The sequence below is a fragment of the Pseudomonas sp. HN11 genome, from assembly GCF_021390155.1.
GTDB lineage: Bacteria > Pseudomonadota > Gammaproteobacteria > Pseudomonadales > Pseudomonadaceae > Aquipseudomonas.
Map to the genome: position 1 here is coordinate 5,857,398 of NZ_CP089985.1, position 16,299 is coordinate 5,873,696.

At 61.3% G+C, this 16,299-nt stretch carries 22 protein-coding genes; 16 read left to right on the forward strand and 6 right to left on the reverse strand.

All coding sequences use genetic code 11. From position 1 onward, the window contains the following. Window positions 1-7 precede the first annotated feature (7 nt). The 5 genes from LVW35_RS26905 to LVW35_RS26925 all read left to right on the forward strand — a co-directional run bounded on the left by LVW35_RS26905 (window position 8) and on the right by LVW35_RS26925 (window position 3,891). Window positions 8-577: a YqgE/AlgH family protein gene (locus LVW35_RS26905; protein WP_233892755.1), complete on the forward strand. Its 570-nt coding sequence runs from the start codon at window positions 8-10 to the stop codon at window positions 575-577. Beyond that, window positions 577-1,014 (forward strand): Holliday junction resolvase RuvX, encoded by a 438-nt coding sequence (gene ruvX, locus LVW35_RS26910; protein ID WP_005792259.1) that lies wholly within the window; start codon window positions 577-579, stop codon window positions 1,012-1,014. Before LVW35_RS26905 ends, ruvX begins: the two co-directional genes overlap by 1 nt. Window positions 1,015-1,087: 73 nt before the next feature. After that, the gene (gene pyrR, locus LVW35_RS26915) at window positions 1,088-1,594 is read left to right on the forward strand and encodes a bifunctional pyr operon transcriptional regulator/uracil phosphoribosyltransferase PyrR (protein WP_233892756.1); all 507 of its coding nucleotides are present in this window, start codon (window positions 1,088-1,090) and stop codon (window positions 1,592-1,594) included. A 24-nt stretch (window positions 1,595-1,618) separates the two neighbouring features. Beyond that, window positions 1,619-2,623: an aspartate carbamoyltransferase catalytic subunit gene (locus LVW35_RS26920; protein ID WP_233892757.1), complete on the forward strand. Its 1,005-nt coding sequence runs from the start codon at window positions 1,619-1,621 to the stop codon at window positions 2,621-2,623. Further along, window positions 2,620-3,891, forward strand: a complete 1,272-nt coding sequence (locus LVW35_RS26925; RefSeq protein WP_233892758.1) for a dihydroorotase — start codon at window positions 2,620-2,622, stop codon at window positions 3,889-3,891. The genes LVW35_RS26920 and LVW35_RS26925 overlap by 4 nt, the downstream gene beginning before the upstream one ends. A gap of 69 nt (window positions 3,892-3,960) precedes the next feature. Here the strand turns inward: LVW35_RS26925 and LVW35_RS26930 are convergent, their stop codons facing one another. After that, window positions 3,961-4,371: an NINE protein gene (locus tag LVW35_RS26930; RefSeq protein ID WP_164393875.1), complete on the reverse strand. Its 411-nt coding sequence runs from the start codon at window positions 4,369-4,371 to the stop codon at window positions 3,961-3,963. A 267-nt stretch (window positions 4,372-4,638) separates the two neighbouring features. On the opposite strand from LVW35_RS26930, the gene LVW35_RS26935 reads away from it, so the two are divergent. After that, window positions 4,639-5,277 carry a C40 family peptidase gene (locus LVW35_RS26935; protein ID WP_233892760.1) on the forward strand — a complete coding sequence of 213 codons (639 nt, stop codon included), beginning with the start codon at window positions 4,639-4,641 and terminating at the stop codon, window positions 5,275-5,277. Window positions 5,278-5,415: 138 nt separating this feature from the next. Here LVW35_RS26935 and LVW35_RS26940 read toward each other — a convergent pair whose 3' ends face one another. After that, on the reverse strand, window positions 5,416-6,450 hold the full coding sequence (locus LVW35_RS26940; RefSeq protein ID WP_233892762.1) for a type IV pilus twitching motility protein PilT: 1,035 nt from the start codon (window positions 6,448-6,450) through the stop codon (window positions 5,416-5,418). A gap of 57 nt (window positions 6,451-6,507) precedes the next feature. On the opposite strand from LVW35_RS26940, the gene LVW35_RS26945 reads away from it, so the two are divergent. The 9 genes from LVW35_RS26945 to LVW35_RS26985 all read left to right on the forward strand — a co-directional run bounded on the left by LVW35_RS26945 (window position 6,508) and on the right by LVW35_RS26985 (window position 13,099). Then, window positions 6,508-7,194, forward strand: coding sequence for a YggS family pyridoxal phosphate-dependent enzyme (locus tag LVW35_RS26945; protein WP_233892763.1), 687 nt, complete (start codon window positions 6,508-6,510; stop codon window positions 7,192-7,194). Between the two features lie 33 nt (window positions 7,195-7,227). Further along, window positions 7,228-8,046 carry a pyrroline-5-carboxylate reductase gene (gene proC / locus LVW35_RS26950; RefSeq protein WP_233892764.1) on the forward strand — a complete coding sequence of 273 codons (819 nt, stop codon included), beginning with the start codon at window positions 7,228-7,230 and terminating at the stop codon, window positions 8,044-8,046. Window positions 8,047-8,055: 9 nt separating this feature from the next. Further along, window positions 8,056-8,646, forward strand: a complete 591-nt coding sequence (locus LVW35_RS26955; protein WP_185709128.1) for a YggT family protein — start codon at window positions 8,056-8,058, stop codon at window positions 8,644-8,646. A 95-nt stretch (window positions 8,647-8,741) separates the two neighbouring features. Continuing rightward, a complete protein-coding gene (gene metX / locus LVW35_RS26960; RefSeq protein WP_233892765.1) occupies window positions 8,742-9,881 on the forward strand; it encodes a homoserine O-succinyltransferase MetX in 1,140 nt (379 codons plus the stop codon). A gap of 7 nt (window positions 9,882-9,888) precedes the next feature. Further along, entirely contained in the window at window positions 9,889-10,509 is a 621-nt protein-coding gene (gene metW / locus LVW35_RS26965; RefSeq protein ID WP_010207236.1) for a methionine biosynthesis protein MetW, read from the forward strand. 21 nt (window positions 10,510-10,530) lie between these two features. After that, window positions 10,531-10,965 (forward strand): DUF4426 domain-containing protein, encoded by a 435-nt coding sequence (locus LVW35_RS26970; protein ID WP_233892766.1) that lies wholly within the window; start codon window positions 10,531-10,533, stop codon window positions 10,963-10,965. Next, window positions 10,962-11,558 (forward strand): RdgB/HAM1 family non-canonical purine NTP pyrophosphatase, encoded by a 597-nt coding sequence (gene rdgB / locus LVW35_RS26975; RefSeq protein ID WP_233892767.1) that lies wholly within the window; start codon window positions 10,962-10,964, stop codon window positions 11,556-11,558. The genes LVW35_RS26970 and rdgB overlap by 4 nt, the downstream gene beginning before the upstream one ends. Then, entirely contained in the window at window positions 11,555-12,757 is a 1,203-nt protein-coding gene (gene hemW / locus LVW35_RS26980; protein WP_233892768.1) for a radical SAM family heme chaperone HemW, read from the forward strand. Before rdgB ends, hemW begins: the two co-directional genes overlap by 4 nt. 18 nt (window positions 12,758-12,775) lie before the next feature. Next, the gene (locus tag LVW35_RS26985; protein ID WP_016972961.1) at window positions 12,776-13,099 is read left to right on the forward strand and encodes a DUF3392 domain-containing protein; all 324 of its coding nucleotides are present in this window, start codon (window positions 12,776-12,778) and stop codon (window positions 13,097-13,099) included. Between the two features lie 82 nt (window positions 13,100-13,181). Here LVW35_RS26985 and trmB read toward each other — a convergent pair whose 3' ends face one another. The 4 genes from trmB to LVW35_RS27005 all read right to left on the reverse strand — a co-directional run bounded on the left by trmB (window position 13,182) and on the right by LVW35_RS27005 (window position 15,416). Continuing rightward, window positions 13,182-13,907, reverse strand: coding sequence for a tRNA (guanosine(46)-N7)-methyltransferase TrmB (gene trmB / locus LVW35_RS26990; protein WP_233892769.1), 726 nt, complete (start codon window positions 13,905-13,907; stop codon window positions 13,182-13,184). Between the two features lie 9 nt (window positions 13,908-13,916). Further along, entirely contained in the window at window positions 13,917-14,711 is a 795-nt protein-coding gene (locus LVW35_RS26995) for a thiazole synthase (protein WP_233892770.1), read from the reverse strand. 52 nt (window positions 14,712-14,763) lie between these two features. After that, entirely contained in the window at window positions 14,764-14,964 is a 201-nt protein-coding gene (gene thiS, locus LVW35_RS27000) for a sulfur carrier protein ThiS (RefSeq protein WP_015886354.1), read from the reverse strand. Window positions 14,965-15,035: 71 nt separating this feature from the next. Beyond that, entirely contained in the window at window positions 15,036-15,416 is a 381-nt protein-coding gene (locus tag LVW35_RS27005; protein WP_233892771.1) for a DUF423 domain-containing protein, read from the reverse strand. A 74-nt stretch (window positions 15,417-15,490) separates the two neighbouring features. Between LVW35_RS27005 and mtgA the strand changes: the two genes are divergently transcribed. Continuing rightward, entirely contained in the window at window positions 15,491-16,213 is a 723-nt protein-coding gene (gene mtgA, locus LVW35_RS27010; RefSeq protein WP_233892772.1) for a monofunctional biosynthetic peptidoglycan transglycosylase, read from the forward strand. Window positions 16,214-16,299 lie beyond the last annotated feature (86 nt).

The following is a 16,299-nucleotide window of genomic DNA, read 5'->3' on the forward strand; positions in this document are numbered from 1 at the left end:
ATCGAACATGAAAAACGTCAGCCCGACCTACCTCAAGCATCATTTCCTGATCGCCATGCCCCATATGGCCGACCCGAACTTTGCGCAGACCTTGACCTACATCGTCGAGCACACCGCCAATGGTGCCATGGGGTTGGTGGTCAACCGCCCGCAAGAGCTGAACCTGGCGGATATCCTCGAGCAACTTCGCCCCGAGCTTGACCCGCCGGCACGCTGCCAGGGTGTGCCGATCTACATTGGCGGGCCGGTGCAGACTGATCGCGGTTTTGTACTGCACCCGACCGGGCCGAAGTTCCAGGCTACGGTCGATCTGGAGGGTGTGTCGCTGTCCACTTCCCAGGATGTGTTGTTCGCCATCGCCGACGGCGAGGGCCCTGAACAAAGTGTGATCACCCTCGGCTACGCGGGCTGGGAAGCCGGCCAATTGGAAGCCGAACTGGCCAGCAACGCCTGGCTGACGTGCCCCTTCGATGCCGAAATCCTGTTCAACACTCCCAGCGAACTGCGCCTTGAAGCGGCTGCCGCCAAGTTGCGGGTCAACCTCAGCCTGTTGACCAGTCAGGCGGGGCACGCCTGATGGCTTTGCGACTGATCTTGGGTTTTGACTACGGTACCAAACAGATCGGCGTCGCGGTCGGCCAGGTCATCACCGGCCAGGCCCGCGAGCTGTGCACCTTGAAAGCCCAGAACGGCATTCCGGACTGGAATCAGGTCGAGGCCCTCATTAAAGAGTGGAAACCCGACGCCGTAGTGGTCGGCCTGCCGTTGAACATGGACGGCACTCCCAGCGACATGTGCCTGCGCGCCGAAAAATTCGCCCGCCGCCTCAATGGCCGCTACAACCTGCCCTTCTATACCCACGACGAGCGCCTCACCACCTTTGAAGCCAAAGGCGAGCGGCGTGACCGTGGCGGGCAGAAAGGCAGCTACCGCGACAATCCCGTGGACGCCATCGCCGCCGCCCTGCTGTTGCAGGGATGGCTGGATGAAAACACCGCTTTATTTGAATCCTGACTGACGCGGCTTGCCGCGTCTTTTTACGTTTGAGCCCGGACCTTGCCTGCGCCAAGGTCCTGAAGGAGCCTGCATGAGCCTGCCGAACCCCACCGAACTGATCAGCCAGATGGCCACCCGCCTCACGGCTCATCTGCAACACCGCAAAATCAGCGAGCCACGCTTCATCGGCATTCGCACCGGCGGTGTGTGGGTGGCCCAGGCGCTGTTGGAAGCATTGGGCAGCGACTCGCCACTCGGTACCCTCGACGTGTCCTTTTACCGTGACGATTTCAGCCAGAACGGCCTGCACCCACAAGTACGCCCGTCGGCGCTGCCGTTCGAGATCGAAGGCCAGCACCTGGTGCTGATCGACGACGTGCTGATGAGCGGCCGCACCATCCGCGCCGCCATGAACGAATTGTTCGATTACGGCCGACCGGCCAGCGTGACCCTGGTGTGCCTGCTGGACCTGGATGCCGGCGAACTGCCGATCAGCCCGGATGTAGTCGGCGCCACACTGTCGCTGGAGGCCCACCAGCGGGTAAAATTGTCCGGTCCCACGCCGCTCGAACTCGAACTGCAAGACCTCGCCCTTTAAACCGCCTTGTAAAGAGTCCCCGCGATGACGCCTCTAGATGCCAAGCGCCCGCTGCAGCTCAATGCTCAGGGCCAGTTGCAACATTTCTTGTCCCTCGACGGTTTGCCCCGCGAACTGCTCACCGAAATCCTCGACACCGCCGACTCGTTCCTTGAAGTCGGTGGCCGCGCGGTGAAGAAGGTCCCGCTGCTGCGCGGCAAGACCATCTGCAATGTGTTCTTCGAGAACTCCACGCGCACCCGCACCACCTTTGAACTGGCGGCCCAGCGGCTGTCGGCCGACGTGATCACGCTGAACGTGTCCACCTCATCGGCAAGCAAGGGCGAAACCCTGCTCGACACCCTGCGCAACCTGGAAGCCATGGCCGCCGACATGTTCGTGGTGCGCCACGGCGACTCCGGCGCCGCGCACTTCATCGCCGAACACGTGTGCCCGCAAGTGGCAATCATCAACGGCGGCGACGGCCGTCACGCCCACCCGACCCAGGGCATGCTCGACATGCTCACCATCCGTCGGCACAAGGGCAGCTTTGAAAACCTCTCGGTGACCATCGTCGGCGACATCCTGCACTCGCGGGTTGCGCGCTCGAACATGCTGGCCCTCAAAGCCCTGGGTTGCCCGGATATCCGCGTGATCGCACCAAAAACCCTGCTGCCGATCGGCATCGAGCAGTACGGCGTGAAGGTCTACACCGACATGGCCGCAGGCCTCAAGGATGTGGACGTGGTGATCATGCTGCGCCTGCAACGTGAGCGCATGGCCGGTGGCCTGCTGCCGAGCGAAGGCGAGTTCTACCGCTTGTTCGGCCTGACCACTGCGCGCCTGGCCGGCGCCAAGCCGGATGCCATCGTCATGCACCCGGGCCCGATCAACCGTGGGGTGGAGATTGAGTCGGCGGTGGCCGACGGCCCTCAGTCGGTGATCCTGAACCAGGTCACCTACGGCATCGCCGTCCGCATGGCCGTGCTGTCCATGGCCATGAGCGGGCAAACCGCGCAACGTCAATTCGAGCAGGAGAACGCCCAGTGAAGCTCAGCATTCTTGGCGCTCGCGTCATCGATCCGGCCAGTGGCCTGGATCAAGTTACTGATCTGCACTTGGAAGCCGGCAAGCTTATCGCCATCGGCGCCGCCCCGGCGGGTTTCAGCGCGACTGAAACCATCGACGCCAAAGGCCTGGTGGCCGCACCTGGCCTGGTCGACCTGAATGTCGCCCTGCGCGAGCCGGGTTACAGCCGCAAGGGCAACATCACCAGCGAAACCCGCGCTGCCGCGGCCGGTGGCGTAACCAGCCTGTGCTGCCCGCCGCACACCAAGCCGATCCTCGACACTTCGGCCGTGACCGAGCTGATCCTCGACCGCGCCCGTGAAGCCGGCAATTGCAAGGTGTTCCCTATAGGCGCCCTGAGCAAAGGCCTGGAAGGTGAACAACTCGCCGAGCTGATCGCCCTGCGCGATGCCGGTTGCGTGGCCTTCGGTAATGGCCTGGAAAGCTTTCGCAGCACTCGCACGCTGTTGCGTGCCCTGGAATACGCAGCCACCTTCGACCTGACGGTGATTTTCCATTCCCAGGACCGCGATCTGGCCGAAGGCGGCCTGGCCCATGAAGGCGCCGTGGCCAGCTTCCTCGGCCTGCCGGGCATTCCGGAAACCGCCGAGACCGTGGCCCTGGCCCGTGACCTGCTGCTGGTGGAGCAAAGCGGCGTGCGCGCGCACTTCAGCCAATTGACCAGCGCTCGCGGCGTGGCGCTGATCGCCCAGGCTCAGGACCGTGGTTTGCCGGTGACGGCGGACGTGGCGCTGTATCAGCTGATACTGACGGACGAAGCACTGATCGACTTCTCCAGCCTGTATCACGTGCAGCCGCCCCTGCGCACACTGGCCGACCGCGAAGGTTTACGCGCGGCGGTCAAGTCCGGTGTGGTCTCGGCGATTTCCAGCCATCACCAGCCCCATGAGCGGGATGCCAAGCTGGCCCCGTTTGGCGCGACAGAGCCGGGCATCAGCAGTGTCGAACTGTTGCTGCCGCTGGCGATGACGTTGGTAGAGGATGGGCTGCTGGACTTGCCGACCCTGCTGGCACGCCTGAGCGCAGGCCCGGCTGAAGCGTTGCGCCTGCCGGCGGGTAAGTTGGCGGTGGGTTCGGCGGCGGACCTGGTGCTGTTTGATCCGGCCAGCCCCACGGTTGCCGGGGAGCAGTGGTTGTCCAAAGGTGAGAATTGCCCCTTTATCGGGCATAGCCTGCCGGCGACGGTGCGCTACACCTTGGTGGATGGGCGGATCAGCTACCAGGCCTGATAAATCCTGCATCCAATGTGGGATGGGGCAAGCTCCCTCCCACATGTTGATCTCCTCCAGACGTAAAGATCAGCGGCCAGCGTTGCGCTCGGCATTGCGGATCGAAATCTGCGTATTCAACGTCCAGAAGTCATACAGCACCCCCACTAGGAACAAACCGCCGGTCAACAGGTAGATCAGACCGGTGATCCACTTGCCCTGGTACATACGGTGCACGCCAAATACGCCAAGAAACGCCAACAGGATCCAGGCCACGTTGTATTCGATGGGCCCGGCGGTGAAACGCAGGTCCGCTTCACGGTCCATGGCCGGGATCAGGAAAAAGTCGATCAACCAGCCAATTCCCAACAGGCCAAGGGTGAAAAACCAAATCGTCCCGGTCACCGGCTTGCCGTAATAGAAGCGATGCGCTCCGGTAAAACCGAAAATCCACAGCAGGTAACCGATCACCTTACTGTGGGTGTCTTGCTGTGGACCAATCTGCTGATAGGTGTTCATCGCGTACCTCTTTTGCCTCGATAGATAAATTTTTTCATTTTCTTTGTAACTTTTTTACAGGCGCCCGACGTACGGCAAATGGTATCTTCCTGCCCTGAAAGCCTTATGCCACCTGACTTGTGTAGGACAATTGCGGCGAATCGTCGCGTTTTTCCTGATTTTGACGTCAAGGTTCAGTCGACAAACGGCCTGAGAACGACACAAAAAGCTGTTATAAAGTTGCGCGCAAACCCATAAGAGCCACGCCTAATGCGACCATTTTTCAAGACATGGCTAACCATTTGCCTATTAATGCCACTGGCCGCCCACGCCACCAATCGTGAGCAACGACTTCCTAACGTTAACGGTTTCACCCCTAAAGTCCACAGCACACCTAGCACGGCCAAATCGGTCAAGCTGACCGTCAACCGCCCGACTCAACTGAGCAAGGCCCGCAACGGCAAAGCAGTTCCAGGCCTTGTCGGCGTCAACACCAAGCAAAGCAGCACCGTCCTCAGCCGCGCCGTCAACGTGCTCGGTACGCCTTATCGTTGGGGCGGCAGCAGCCCAAGTAAAGGGTTCGACTGCAGTGGCTTGGTGAAATATGCGTTTAACGACGTAGCAGCCGTGGATTTGCCGCGCACCTCCAATGCCATGGCAGCCGGCCACGGGCAGAAGGTTGATCGCAAGGACCTGAAACCCGGCGACTTGCTGTTCTTCAAGCTGAAGAGCCGCCAGGTGAACCACGTTGCCATCTACTTGGGCAATGACCGCTTTATCCACGCACCGCGTCGTGGCAAGTCGGTGAGTATCGATACACTGAAGAAGCCGTTCTGGGACAAGAACTATGTGATTGCCAAGCGAGTACTGCCGAAAGAGCAGAATAACTTGCGGATCGTTCAGCGCTGATTCCAGGCTGAAATGCAGTACCCAATGTGGGAGCGGGCTTGCTCGCGAAAGCGGTAGATCAGTCAATCAATCTGTTGACTGACACTTTTTTCGCGAGCAAGCCCGCTCCCACATTTGATTTACATCGTTTTCAAAACCTCATATGTCTGCAGGCACCCTCGCCTTCTCCCGCGCATCCTCCCGACTGATCACCCCCTCCCCGACCAGCGCCTTCAAACTCATATCCAGGGTCTTCATCCCCAACGCCCCGCCGGTCTGGATCGCCGAGACCATCTGCGCCACCTTGTCCTCCCGAATCAAATTCCGAATGGCCGGCGTGCCCAGCATGATTTCATGGGCCGCTACCCGCCCGCCGCCAATCTTCTTCACCAGCACTTGGGACACCACCGCCTGCAACGACTCCGACAGCATCGAGCGGACCATCGCCTTTTCCCCGGCGGGGAACACGTCCACCAGTCGGTCGACAGTCTTGGCCGCCGAACTGGTGTGCAGGGTGCCAAACACCAGGTGCCCGGTCTCAGCCGCCGTCAGCGCCAGACGGATGGTTTCCAGGTCACGCAGTTCGCCCACCAGGATCACGTCCGGGTCTTCCCGAAGCGCCGAGCGCAGGGCGATGGAAAAACCATGGGTGTCGCGATGCACCTGGCGTTGGTTGATCAACGCCATTTTCGGCGTGTGGATAAATTCGATGGGGTCTTCAAGGGTGAGAATGTGCTGGCGCCGATGCTGATTGAGAAAATCGATCATCGCCGCCAGGGTGGTGGACTTGCCTGAACCGGTCGGGCCGGTGACCAACACCAAACCCCGTGGCAGTTGAGCGATACGCCGGAACACTTCATCAAGGCCAAGGTTTTCCAGGCTTTGGACTTCGGACGGGATGGTGCGAAACACTGCACTCATGCCGCGATCCTGACGAAACACATTGGCCCGGAACCGCGCCACTCCGGGCAGTTCGAAGGCAAAATCCGTTTCAAGAGATGTTTCGAAATCCTTTTGTTGGTGCTGATTGAGCAAAGGGCTCAATAAGTCCGCTACTTGCGTAGGTGAAAGCACTGGCCCCTCCAGTGGCCAGACCTCGCCATCCACTCGCAGCATCGGCGTCAGGCCGGCGGACAAATGCAGGTCGGAGGCGCCACGGCGCACGCTGACCGTGAGTAATTCTGAGATATCCATAGGGCTTTCCATTTCCAGTAGAATGCCGCGGACTCCATATCCACGGGCGCATCTTGAATGTCGACGATAGCAGACAACATCGGCCAGGTTAGCCAGCGCATCCGCGCCGCAACCGACGCCGTGCAACGTGACGCAAGCAGCATTCACCTGCTGGCCGTGAGCAAGACCAAACCCGCGCAAGCCGTGCGCGAAGCCTATGCCGCCGGGATGCGCGACTTTGGCGAGAACTACCTGCAGGAAGCCCTGGGCAAACAGGCCGAATTAACCGACCTGCCCTTGAGTTGGCACTTCATCGGCCCCATTCAATCGAACAAGACGCGCGCTATCGCCGAGAACTTCGCTTGGGTGCATTCCGTGGACCGCTTGAAAATCGCTCAACGCTTGTCCGAACAACGCCCGGCCGACCTGCCACCGCTGAATATCTGCATCCAGGTCAACGTCAGTGGCGAAGCCAGCAAGTCCGGCTGTACCCCCGCCGACCTGCCGGCCCTGGCCCATGCTATCAGCGCCCTGCCGCGCTTGAAGCTGCGTGGCCTGATGGCGATTCCTGAACCGACTGAAGATCGCACCGCGCAAGACGCAGCGTTCGCCGCGGTACGCGACCTGCAAAACAGTCTGAACCTGCCGCTGGACACACTTTCCATGGGCATGAGCCACGACCTTGAGTCCGCCATCGCCCAAGGCGCCACCTGGGTGCGGATCGGTACCGCCCTGTTTGGCGCCCGCGACTACGGCCAGCCATGAAATGGCTGACTTCCATTTAGCTAAGGACCTGTCATGAGAGACACGCGAATTGCCTTTATCGGCGCCGGTAACATGGCGGCCAGCCTGATCGGTGGCCTGCGGGCCAAGGGCCTGGACGCCGCGCAGATCCGCGCCAGCGACCCAGGGCCCGACACCCGTGCCCACGTCAGCGCCGAGCACGGCATTGAAACCTTTGCCGACAACGCCGAGGCCATCCAGGGCGTCGATGTCATCGTGCTGGCCGTTAAGCCGCAAGCCATGAAGGCCGTGTGCGAAAGCCTGCGTCCGAGCCTGCAGCCGCACCAGCTGGTGGTGTCCATCGCCGCCGGCATCACCTGCGCCAGCATGAACACCTGGCTCGGTGCCCAGCCGATCGTGCGCTGCATGCCCAATACCCCTGCGCTGGTCAGCCAAGGCGTGAGCGGGCTGTATGCCACCGCCGAAGTGAGCGCCGAACAACGGGGCCAGGCGCAAGAGTTGCTGTCTGCCGTGGGCCTTGCCCTGTGGCTGGAGCAGGAGCAGCAACTGGACGCGGTCACCGCCGTGTCCGGCAGTGGCCCGGCGTACTTCTTCCTGCTGATCGAAGCCATGACCGCCGCCGGCGTGAAACTGGGCCTGTCCAAGGATGTGGCCGAGCAACTGGCCGAGCAGACTGCACTGGGCGCCGCGCATATGGCGGTTGCCAGCGATGTGGACGCCGCCGAGTTGCGCCGTCGCGTGACGTCGCCAGGCGGCACCACACAGGCGGCCATCGAGTCGTTCCAGGCCGGGGGTTTTGAAGCCCTGGTGGAAAAAGCATTGGGTGCCGCTGCGCACCGCTCGGCGGAACTCGCCGAACAACTGGGCAAATAAGGAGCCAACATGATTGGTTTGAACACCGCAGCCGTTTACGTGCTGCAAACCCTCGGCAGCCTGTACCTGCTGATCGTGCTGTTGCGCTTCGTGCTGCAACTGGTGCGCGCGAACTTCTACAACCCGCTCTGCCAATTCATCGTCAAGGCCACCCAGCCGCTGCTCAAGCCGTTGCGCCGGATCATCCCGAGCCTGTTCGGCCTGGACATGTCATCACTGGTCCTGGCGATCCTGGTACAGCTGGCCTTGATGGCGCTGACCCTGTTGCTGACGTACGGCACCACCGGTAATTTCGTCCAATTGCTGATCTGGGCAATCATCGGCGTGACCGCGCTGTTCCTGAAGATCTTCTTCTTCGCCCTGATCATCAGCGTGATCCTGTCCTGGGTCGCCCCCGGCAGCCACAACCCTGGCGCCGAGCTGGTGAACCAGATCTGCGAACCGGCGCTGGCACCATTCCGTCGCCTGCTGCCGAACCTGGGCGGCCTGGATATTTCGCCGATCCTGGCGTTCATGGTGCTCAAGTTGCTGGACATGCTGGTGATCAACAACCTGGCGGCGATGACCGGCATGCCAGAGATTCTGCGCCTGCTGATCTGATGTTCGATGGCGAGGGAGGCCTCTCCCTCGCCATTGCTTGCCGCTAGGTGCAGCGGTCTTTAGACTTACGCCTCATTTAAACGAGAGCAGGGTCGATGCCAGCTGCCTTTCCCCCCGATTCTGTTGGACTGGTCGTGCCCCAAATGGCGCACTTCAGCGAACCGCTGGCCCTGGCCTGCGGGCGTTCGCTGCCTGCCTATGACCTGATCTATGAAACCTATGGCCAACTGAACGCCACGGCGAGCAACGCCGTGCTGATCTGCCACGCCTTGTCCGGCCATCATCACGCCGCCGGTTTCCACTCGGTCGACGACCGCAAGCCCGGCTGGTGGGACAGTTGCATCGGCCCCGGCAAGCCCATCGACACCGACAAGTTCTTTGTGGTCAGCCTGAACAACCTCGGCGGCTGCAACGGCTCCACCGGTCCAAGCAGTCTCAACCCGGAAACCGGCAAGCCGTTCGGCGCCGATTTCCCGGTACTGACCGTGGAAGACTGGGTGCACAGCCAGGCCCGCCTCGCCGACGTGCTCGGCATCCACCAGTGGGCCGCCGTGATCGGTGGCAGCCTGGGCGGCATGCAAGCGCTGCAATGGACCATCACTTACCCGGATCGCGTGCGCCATTGCCTGGCCATCGCCTCGGCCCCCAAGTTGTCGGCGCAGAATATCGCCTTCAACGAAGTGGCGCGCCAGGCCATCCTGACTGACCCCGAGTTCCACGGCGGTTCGTTCCAGGAAGCCGGGGTGATCCCCAAGCGTGGGCTGATGCTGGCGCGGATGGTCGGGCATATCACCTACCTGTCCGATGACTCCATGGGCGAGAAATTCGGCCGTGGCCTCAAGAGCGAAAAGCTCAACTACGACTTCCACAGCGTCGAGTTCCAGGTGGAAAGCTATCTGCGTTATCAGGGCGAAGAGTTCTCCGGGCGTTTCGACGCCAACACCTACCTGCTGATGACCAAGGCTTTGGATTACTTCGACCCGGCCGCCAACTTTGATGACGACCTGGCGAAAACCTTCGAAGGCGCCACGGCCAAGTTCTGCGTGATGTCGTTCACCACCGACTGGCGCTTCTCGCCGGCCCGCTCCCGTGAGCTGGTGGATGCGCTGATGGCCGCGCGCAAGGACGTCTGCTACCTGGAAATCGATGCGCCGCAGGGCCACGACGCCTTCCTGATTCCGATCCCGCGTTACTTGCAGGCGTTCGGCAATTACATGAACCGGATTACTGTGTGAGAACGCCATGAGAGCCGACCTGGAAATCATCCAAGAATGGATCCCCGCCGGCAGCCGCGTGCTCGACCTGGGCTGCGGCGATGGCGAACTGCTGAGCTGGCTGCGTGACAACAAGCAGGTCACCGGCTATGGCCTGGAAAACGACCCGGACAACATCGCCCAGTGCGTGGCCAAGGGCATCAACGTGATCGAGCAGGACCTGGACAAGGGCCTGGGTAACTTTGCCAGCAACAGCTTCGACATCGTGGTGATGACCCAGGCGCTGCAGGCGGTGCACTACCCGGACCGGATCCTCGATGAAATGCTGCGCGTCGGCCGCCAGTGCATCATCACTTTCCCCAACTTCGGCCACTGGCGCTGCCGCTGGTACCTGGCCACCAAGGGCCGCATGCCGGTGTCGGACTTCCTGCCCTACACCTGGTACAACACGCCGAACATCCACTTCTGCACCTTCGAAGACTTCGAAGCCTTGTGTGGCGAGCGTGAAGCCAAGGTGATCAACCGCCTGGCCGTCGATCAGCAGCACCGCCACGGCTGGGCGAGTAAACTATGGCCCAACCTGTTGGGCGAAATTGGTATTTACCGGGTCAGCAGTCCTGGCCTGACCGACCACAAGATTGCCGTCTAATCATCTTCAAGAGGGACGCTCATGAGTCGTTTGGCTATTTTTCTATTGACCGCCTGCCTGGGCGCCAGCGCCATGGCCGCGGACGCTATAGACGCTAACCGCAAGAAAGACTTCGGTGACATCACCGTGCACTACAACACCTTCACCTCCAGCTTCCTGCAACCGGAAACCGCCCAGAAGGTCGGCGTGGTGCGCAGCAAGGAGAAGGGCCTGATCAACGTGACCGTGATCAAAGGCGTGACCCCAGTCGCCGCGCAAGTCACCGGCACCATCAAGGACCTGGGTGGCAAGAGCGAGATCCTGACCTTCAAGCAAATCAACGAAAAAGGCGGCGTCAATTATCTCGCGCCTTACTCCGTGACCCAGCGGGAATACAAGACGTTTACCATCAACGTTGAAACCGGCGGCAAAGCCCATAGCTTCCAATTCAACCAAGAACTGTTTCCGGCCGAATGATGAAACTCACCCAACTCGTACTGGCCAGCCACAACGCCGGCAAACTCAAAGAATTGCAGGCGATGCTCGGCGACTCCGTGCAACTGCGCTCCATTGGTGAGTTCAGCCAGGTAGAGCCGGAAGAGACCGGCCTGTCGTTCGTCGAGAACGCCATCCTCAAGGCGCGTAATGCCGCACGCATCTCCGGGCTGCCGGCGTTGGCGGATGACTCGGGGCTGGCGGTGGATTTCCTCGGCGGCGCGCCGGGCATCTATTCGGCGCGTTATGCCGACGGCAAGGGCGACGCTGCCAACAACGCCAAGCTGCTCGACGCACTCAAAAACGTGCCGGACGCTGAGCGCGGCGCGCAGTTCGTCTGCGTGCTGGCCCTGGTGCGCCATGCCGATGACCCGCTGCCGATCCTGTGCGAAGGCCTGTGGTACGGGCGCATCCTGCATGCGGCCAGTGGCGAACACGGCTTTGGCTATGACCCGCTGTTCTGGGTGCCGGAGCGCAATGTCTCCAGCGCCGAACTGAGCCCGGCCGACAAGAACCAGATCAGCCACCGTGCTCGCGCAATGGATTTGCTGCGCCAACGCCTGAGCCTGAAATGACCCAGAACACCTCTGCGCAGCCGCTGATCCACGGCGGCGCGCAAACACCTCGGGCGGCCCTGCCTGTGCTGCCGCCCCTGGCGCTGTATATCCACATCCCGTGGTGCGTGCGCAAATGCCCTTATTGCGACTTCAATTCCCACACCGCCAGTAAAGTGCTGCCGGAAGAAGAGTATGTGGACGCCCTGCTGGCCGACCTCGATCAGGACCTGCACGCCGTGTACGGTCGAGAACTGAGTTCGATCTTCTTTGGCGGCGGTACGCCGAGCCTGTTCAGCGCCGCTGCATTGGGTCGACTGCTCAAAGGTGTGGAAGCGCGCATCCCGTTTGCCAGTGATATCGAAATCACCCTGGAAGCCAACCCCGGTACGTTCGAGCAAGAGAAGTTCGTCGCGTATCGCAAGCTGGGGATCAATCGCCTGTCCATCGGCATCCAGAGCTTCCAGCAGGAAAAGCTTGAGGCCCTCGGCCGTATCCACAATGGCGACGAAGCCGTGCGCGCCGCTGGCATGGCGCGCCAGGCCGGGTTCGACAACTTCAACCTGGACTTGATGCACGGCTTGCCCGATCAATCCCTGGACGATGCCCTGAGCGACTTACGCCAAGCCATCGCGCTGAAGCCGACGCATCTGTCCTGGTACCAACTTACGCTAGAGCCGAACACCGTATTCTGGAACCAGCCACCTGCGCTGCCGGAAGACGACACACTGTGGGATATCCAGGAGGCCGGCCAGGCCCTGCTCGCTGAACACGGTTACGCGCAGTATGAAGTATCGGCCTACGCCCAGCCCGGCCGCCCGGCGCGGCATAACCTCAATTACTGGAGCTTCGGCGACTTTATCGGCATTGGCGCCGGTGCGCACGGCAAGCTCAGCCACCCCGACGGGCGCATCGTACGCACCTGGAAGACCCGAGCTCCGAAGGACTACCTCAACCCGGCCAAAAACTTTCAGGCCGGCGCGAAAGAACTGACCAACGAAGAACTGCCGTTCGAGTTCCTGATGAACGCGTTGCGCCTCACCGATGGCGTCGAGGCCAAGCTCTACGCCGAGCGTACCGGCCTGGAACTGGCGAGCCTCGATGAAGGTCGCCGCGAGGCAGAACAAAGTGGCTTAATGCAGGTCGAACCGTCACGCCTGGCGGCGACCGACCGCGGGCAACTCTTTCTCAATGACCTGTTGCAGAAGTTTTTGAGCTGACGCTCTTAAGGAAATCGAATGGATTTGGTACTCGACCTGCTCGCCACCGTATCCCGCTGGAGCCGCAGCAACCTATCAGAAATCTCCCTGGCCCTCGTCGGCTGTCTGCTGGTGCTGTTTGGCGCCGATATCAAAGGCTGGGTGGAAGCCCGCCTGGGCAGCATCGCAGGTGCATTGCGCGTACCGCTGATGGCGCTGGTGTGCATGATCGGCAGCGGCGCTGCGTTGATCTACGCCACGCCGTGGATTGTGCGGGGCTTGAGCCAGTTCAATAACTACAGCCTGGCGCCAGTTCTGGTGGTCGTGTTGGTACTGATTGGCGTAGTAGCAGACCGCCGCTGACCCCCACGCCAACACAGATACAAATGTAGGAGCGGGCTTGCTCGCTCCCACATTTTTGACCGTATTCCAAGCCAGTGGCTTGTCAGTCGATTTTCTCGAACTTCAAATCCCAAACCCCATGCCCCAACCGCTCACCGCGGCGTTCAAACTTGGTGATCGGGCGCTCAGCCGGGCGTGGCACGCATTTGCCGTCTTCGGCGATGTTGCGGTAGCCGGGGGCGACGTTCATCACTTCCAGCATATATTCCGCATACGGTTCCCAGTCGGTGGCCATGTGCAGGATGCCGCCAACCTTGAGCTTGCTACGCACCAGCTCCGCAAAGGAGGCCTGGACGATACGACGTTTGTGGTGACGGGCTTTGTGCCAGGGGTCGGGGAAGAACAGCATCAGGCGGTCGAGGCTGTTGTCGGCGATGCAGCGGTTGAGCACTTCGATCGCGTCGCAGTCGTAGACCCGCAAGTTGGTCAACCCTTGGGTCAGCACACCGTTGAGCAGCGCGCCGACACCTGGGCGGTGCACTTCCACACCGATAAAGTCCTGGTCCGGCGCGGCGGCGGCCATTTCCAGCAGAGAGTGGCCCATGCCGAAACCGATTTCCAGGGAACGCGGGGCCGAACGGCCGAACACCTGATCGTAGTCCACCGGCGTGTCGGCCAGGGGCAACACGTACAGCGGCGCACCTTGCTCCAGGCCTTTTTGCTGGCCTTCGGTCATGCGACCTGCGCGCATCACAAAACTCTTGATACGGCGGTGCTTGGACTCGTCGCCCGCTGCAAGGGTGTTCGGCGTTTCGTTTGATTCAGTCATCAATGGCTCTTACTTGATCAGACCATCCAGCGGCGAGGAAGCGCTGGCGTAGAGTTTTTTCGGCATGCGACCGGCGAGGTAGGCCAGGCGGCCCGCGACGATGGCGTGGTTCATGGCCTCGGCCATCATGACCGGTTGCTGGGCATGGGCGATGGCCGAGTTCATCAGCACTGCGTCGCAGCCCAGCTCCATGGCGATGGTTGCGTCGGAGGCCGTGCCCACGCCCGCATCCACCAGCACTGGGATCTTGGCTTCTTCGAGGATGATCTGCAGGTTGTACGGATTGCAGATACCCAGGCCGGAACCGATCAGTCCCGCCAGCGGCATCACGGCGATACAGCCGATTTGCGCCAATTGTCGCGCGATGATCGGGTCATCGCTGGTGTAGACCATCACGTCGAAACCTTCCTTGACCAGGGTTTCGGCGGCCTTGAGGGTTTCGATCACGTTGGGGAACAGGGTTTTTTGGTCGGCCAGCACTTCCAGCTTCACCAGGTTGTGGCCGTCGAGCAGCTCACGGGCCAGACGGCAGGTGCGCACGGCTTCGATGGCGTCGTAGCAGCCGGCGGTGTTCGGAAGGAAGGTGTAGCGATCCGGCGACAGCACCTCAAGCAGGTTCGGCTCGCCTTCGATCTGGCCGAGGTTGGTGCGGCGCACGGCGAAGGTGACGATCTCGGCGCCCGAGGCTTCGATGGCCAGGCGGGTTTCTTCCATGTCGCGGTACTTGCCGGTGCCGACCAGCAGACGGGACTGGAAGGTACGACCGGCCAGGACGAAGGGCTTGTCGTTACGGACGATGCTCATGGGAAATCCTCGAAATGGGGTGAGGTTCTGCAGAATTCAGGAAGCTGCGCGGCTAGCCGCCGCCGATGGCGTGGACCACTTCGACCTGGTCTCCCTCGGTGAGCGCAGTTTCGGCGTGCAGGCTACGCGGGACGATATCCAGGTTGAGTTCCACTGCGACGCGACGTCCGGTGAGGTCCAGACGGGTCAGCAGGGCCGCAACGGTTTCGCCGTCGGGCAGTTCAAAGGATTCGCCGTTCAACTGAATGCGCATGCCACGGGCCGCCATCGTTTTAAGGGGCCCGCATTCTAGCGCGATTGGGGCCTGAAGGTCAGCTCCGAGCGTCAAGCGGTCAGCTGCAAGCGCCAGGCTGCGAGGCCTAGGAAGAACCATCCAAGCAGAAATGCCAGGCCACCAAACGGTGTGATAATCCCGAGTTTGCTGACCCCGGTCATGGTCAACACATACAGGCTGCCGGAGAACAGCAGGATGCCGACGGTAAACGAGAGACCCGCCCAATTGACCAATCGACCTGGAATATGCGCCGCCAACAAAGCCACGCCGAACAGCGCCAGGGTATGCACCAGCTGGTAAGTCACGCCGGTATGGAAGATCGCCAGGTACTCGGTGCTCAGGCGGTTTTTCAGGCCATGGGCGGCGAACGCACCAAGCGCGACACCGGTAAAGCCGAAAAAGGCAGCCAACATCAGAAAGCCACGCAACATGAGGAACTCCAGTCAGACTCAAAGGGCCGGGTCTGTATAATGGCCCGCTCAACGGGTTCGGCCAAGCCATCTCTATGCTGCGTCTCCTCTTCAAACGCTTTCTCAATGTCGTGAAATGGTTCGCCATCGGCAGTGTGCTGCTGGTGCTGCTGTTTCGCGTCGTCCCGCCGCCGTTCACTGCACTGATGGTGGAGCGCAAGGTCGAATCCTGGTTCGACGGCGAGCCCATTGACTTGCAGCGCAACTGGGTGCCGTGGGACGAGATCTCCGATGACCTCAAAGTGGCGGTGATGGCCGGTGAAGACCAGCGTTTCCCGCAGCATTGGGGTTTTGACTTCGGCGCGATCCAGGCCGCCATCCTGCACAACGAACGCGGTGGCTCGATTCGCGGCGCCAGTACGTTGAGCCAACAGGTGTCGAAAAACCTGTTCCTGTGGGCCGGCCGCAGTTATCTGCGCAAAGGCCTGGAAGCGTGGTTTACCGGGTTGATCGAGGTGCTGTGGCCCAAGCAGCGGATCCTTGAGGTGTACCTCAACAGCGTTGAATGGGATGAAGGCGTATTTGGCGCAGAAGCGGCGGCGCGGCATCACTTTGGGGTGAGTGCCAAAGGGCTTTCGCGGCAGCAGGCCAGCTATCTGGCCGCAGTACTGCCCAACCCTCGGGTGTGGAGTGCCAGTCATCCGACGGCTTACGTGGCGCGGCGTGCGGCGTGGATTCGGCAGCAGATGGGGCAGCTGGGAGGCGATAGCTACCTGCTTGAGCTGAACAATTCGCGCAAAGCCCCTTGGTCCGACTGACACAATACAAAAAACAATTGTGGGAGCGGCGGCGCGACGATTCGACTTGCTCGCGAATGCGGTGGTTCAGTCAACATTTTCGGTGA

Bases quoted from the DNA above. Each gene is read 5' to 3' on its own strand.
- proC (WP_233892764.1), top strand. From the start codon at position 7,228: ATGAGAGACACGCGAATTGCCTTTATCGGCGCCGGTAACATGGCGGCC.
- rdgB (WP_233892767.1), top strand. From the start codon at position 10,962: ATGATGAAACTCACCCAACTCGTACTGGCCAGCCACAACGCCGGCAAA.
- LVW35_RS26955 (WP_185709128.1), top strand. From the start codon at position 8,056: ATGATTGGTTTGAACACCGCAGCCGTTTACGTGCTGCAAACCCTCGGC.
- pyrR (WP_233892756.1), top strand. From the start codon at position 1,088: ATGAGCCTGCCGAACCCCACCGAACTGATCAGCCAGATGGCCACCCGC.
- hemW (WP_233892768.1), top strand. From the start codon at position 11,555: ATGACCCAGAACACCTCTGCGCAGCCGCTGATCCACGGCGGCGCGCAA.
- LVW35_RS26985 (WP_016972961.1), top strand. From the start codon at position 12,776: ATGGATTTGGTACTCGACCTGCTCGCCACCGTATCCCGCTGGAGCCGC.
- LVW35_RS26940 (WP_233892762.1), bottom strand. From the start codon at position 6,450: ATGGATATCTCAGAATTACTCACGGTCAGCGTGCGCCGTGGCGCCTCC.
- LVW35_RS26970 (WP_233892766.1), top strand. From the start codon at position 10,531: ATGAGTCGTTTGGCTATTTTTCTATTGACCGCCTGCCTGGGCGCCAGC.
- LVW35_RS27005 (WP_233892771.1), bottom strand. From the start codon at position 15,416: ATGTTGCGTGGCTTTCTGATGTTGGCTGCCTTTTTCGGCTTTACCGGT.
- LVW35_RS26935 (WP_233892760.1), top strand. From the start codon at position 4,639: ATGCGACCATTTTTCAAGACATGGCTAACCATTTGCCTATTAATGCCA.
- trmB (WP_233892769.1), bottom strand. From the start codon at position 13,907: ATGACTGAATCAAACGAAACGCCGAACACCCTTGCAGCGGGCGACGAG.
- LVW35_RS26920 (WP_233892757.1), top strand. From the start codon at position 1,619: ATGACGCCTCTAGATGCCAAGCGCCCGCTGCAGCTCAATGCTCAGGGC.
- metX (WP_233892765.1), top strand. From the start codon at position 8,742: ATGCCAGCTGCCTTTCCCCCCGATTCTGTTGGACTGGTCGTGCCCCAA.
- metW (WP_010207236.1), top strand. From the start codon at position 9,889: ATGAGAGCCGACCTGGAAATCATCCAAGAATGGATCCCCGCCGGCAGC.
- LVW35_RS26945 (WP_233892763.1), top strand. From the start codon at position 6,508: ATGTCGACGATAGCAGACAACATCGGCCAGGTTAGCCAGCGCATCCGC.
- thiS (WP_015886354.1), bottom strand. From the start codon at position 14,964: ATGCGCATTCAGTTGAACGGCGAATCCTTTGAACTGCCCGACGGCGAA.
- ruvX (WP_005792259.1), top strand. From the start codon at position 577: ATGGCTTTGCGACTGATCTTGGGTTTTGACTACGGTACCAAACAGATC.
- LVW35_RS26905 (WP_233892755.1), top strand. From the start codon at position 8: ATGAAAAACGTCAGCCCGACCTACCTCAAGCATCATTTCCTGATCGCC.
- mtgA (WP_233892772.1), top strand. From the start codon at position 15,491: ATGCTGCGTCTCCTCTTCAAACGCTTTCTCAATGTCGTGAAATGGTTC.
- LVW35_RS26995 (WP_233892770.1), bottom strand. From the start codon at position 14,711: ATGAGCATCGTCCGTAACGACAAGCCCTTCGTCCTGGCCGGTCGTACC.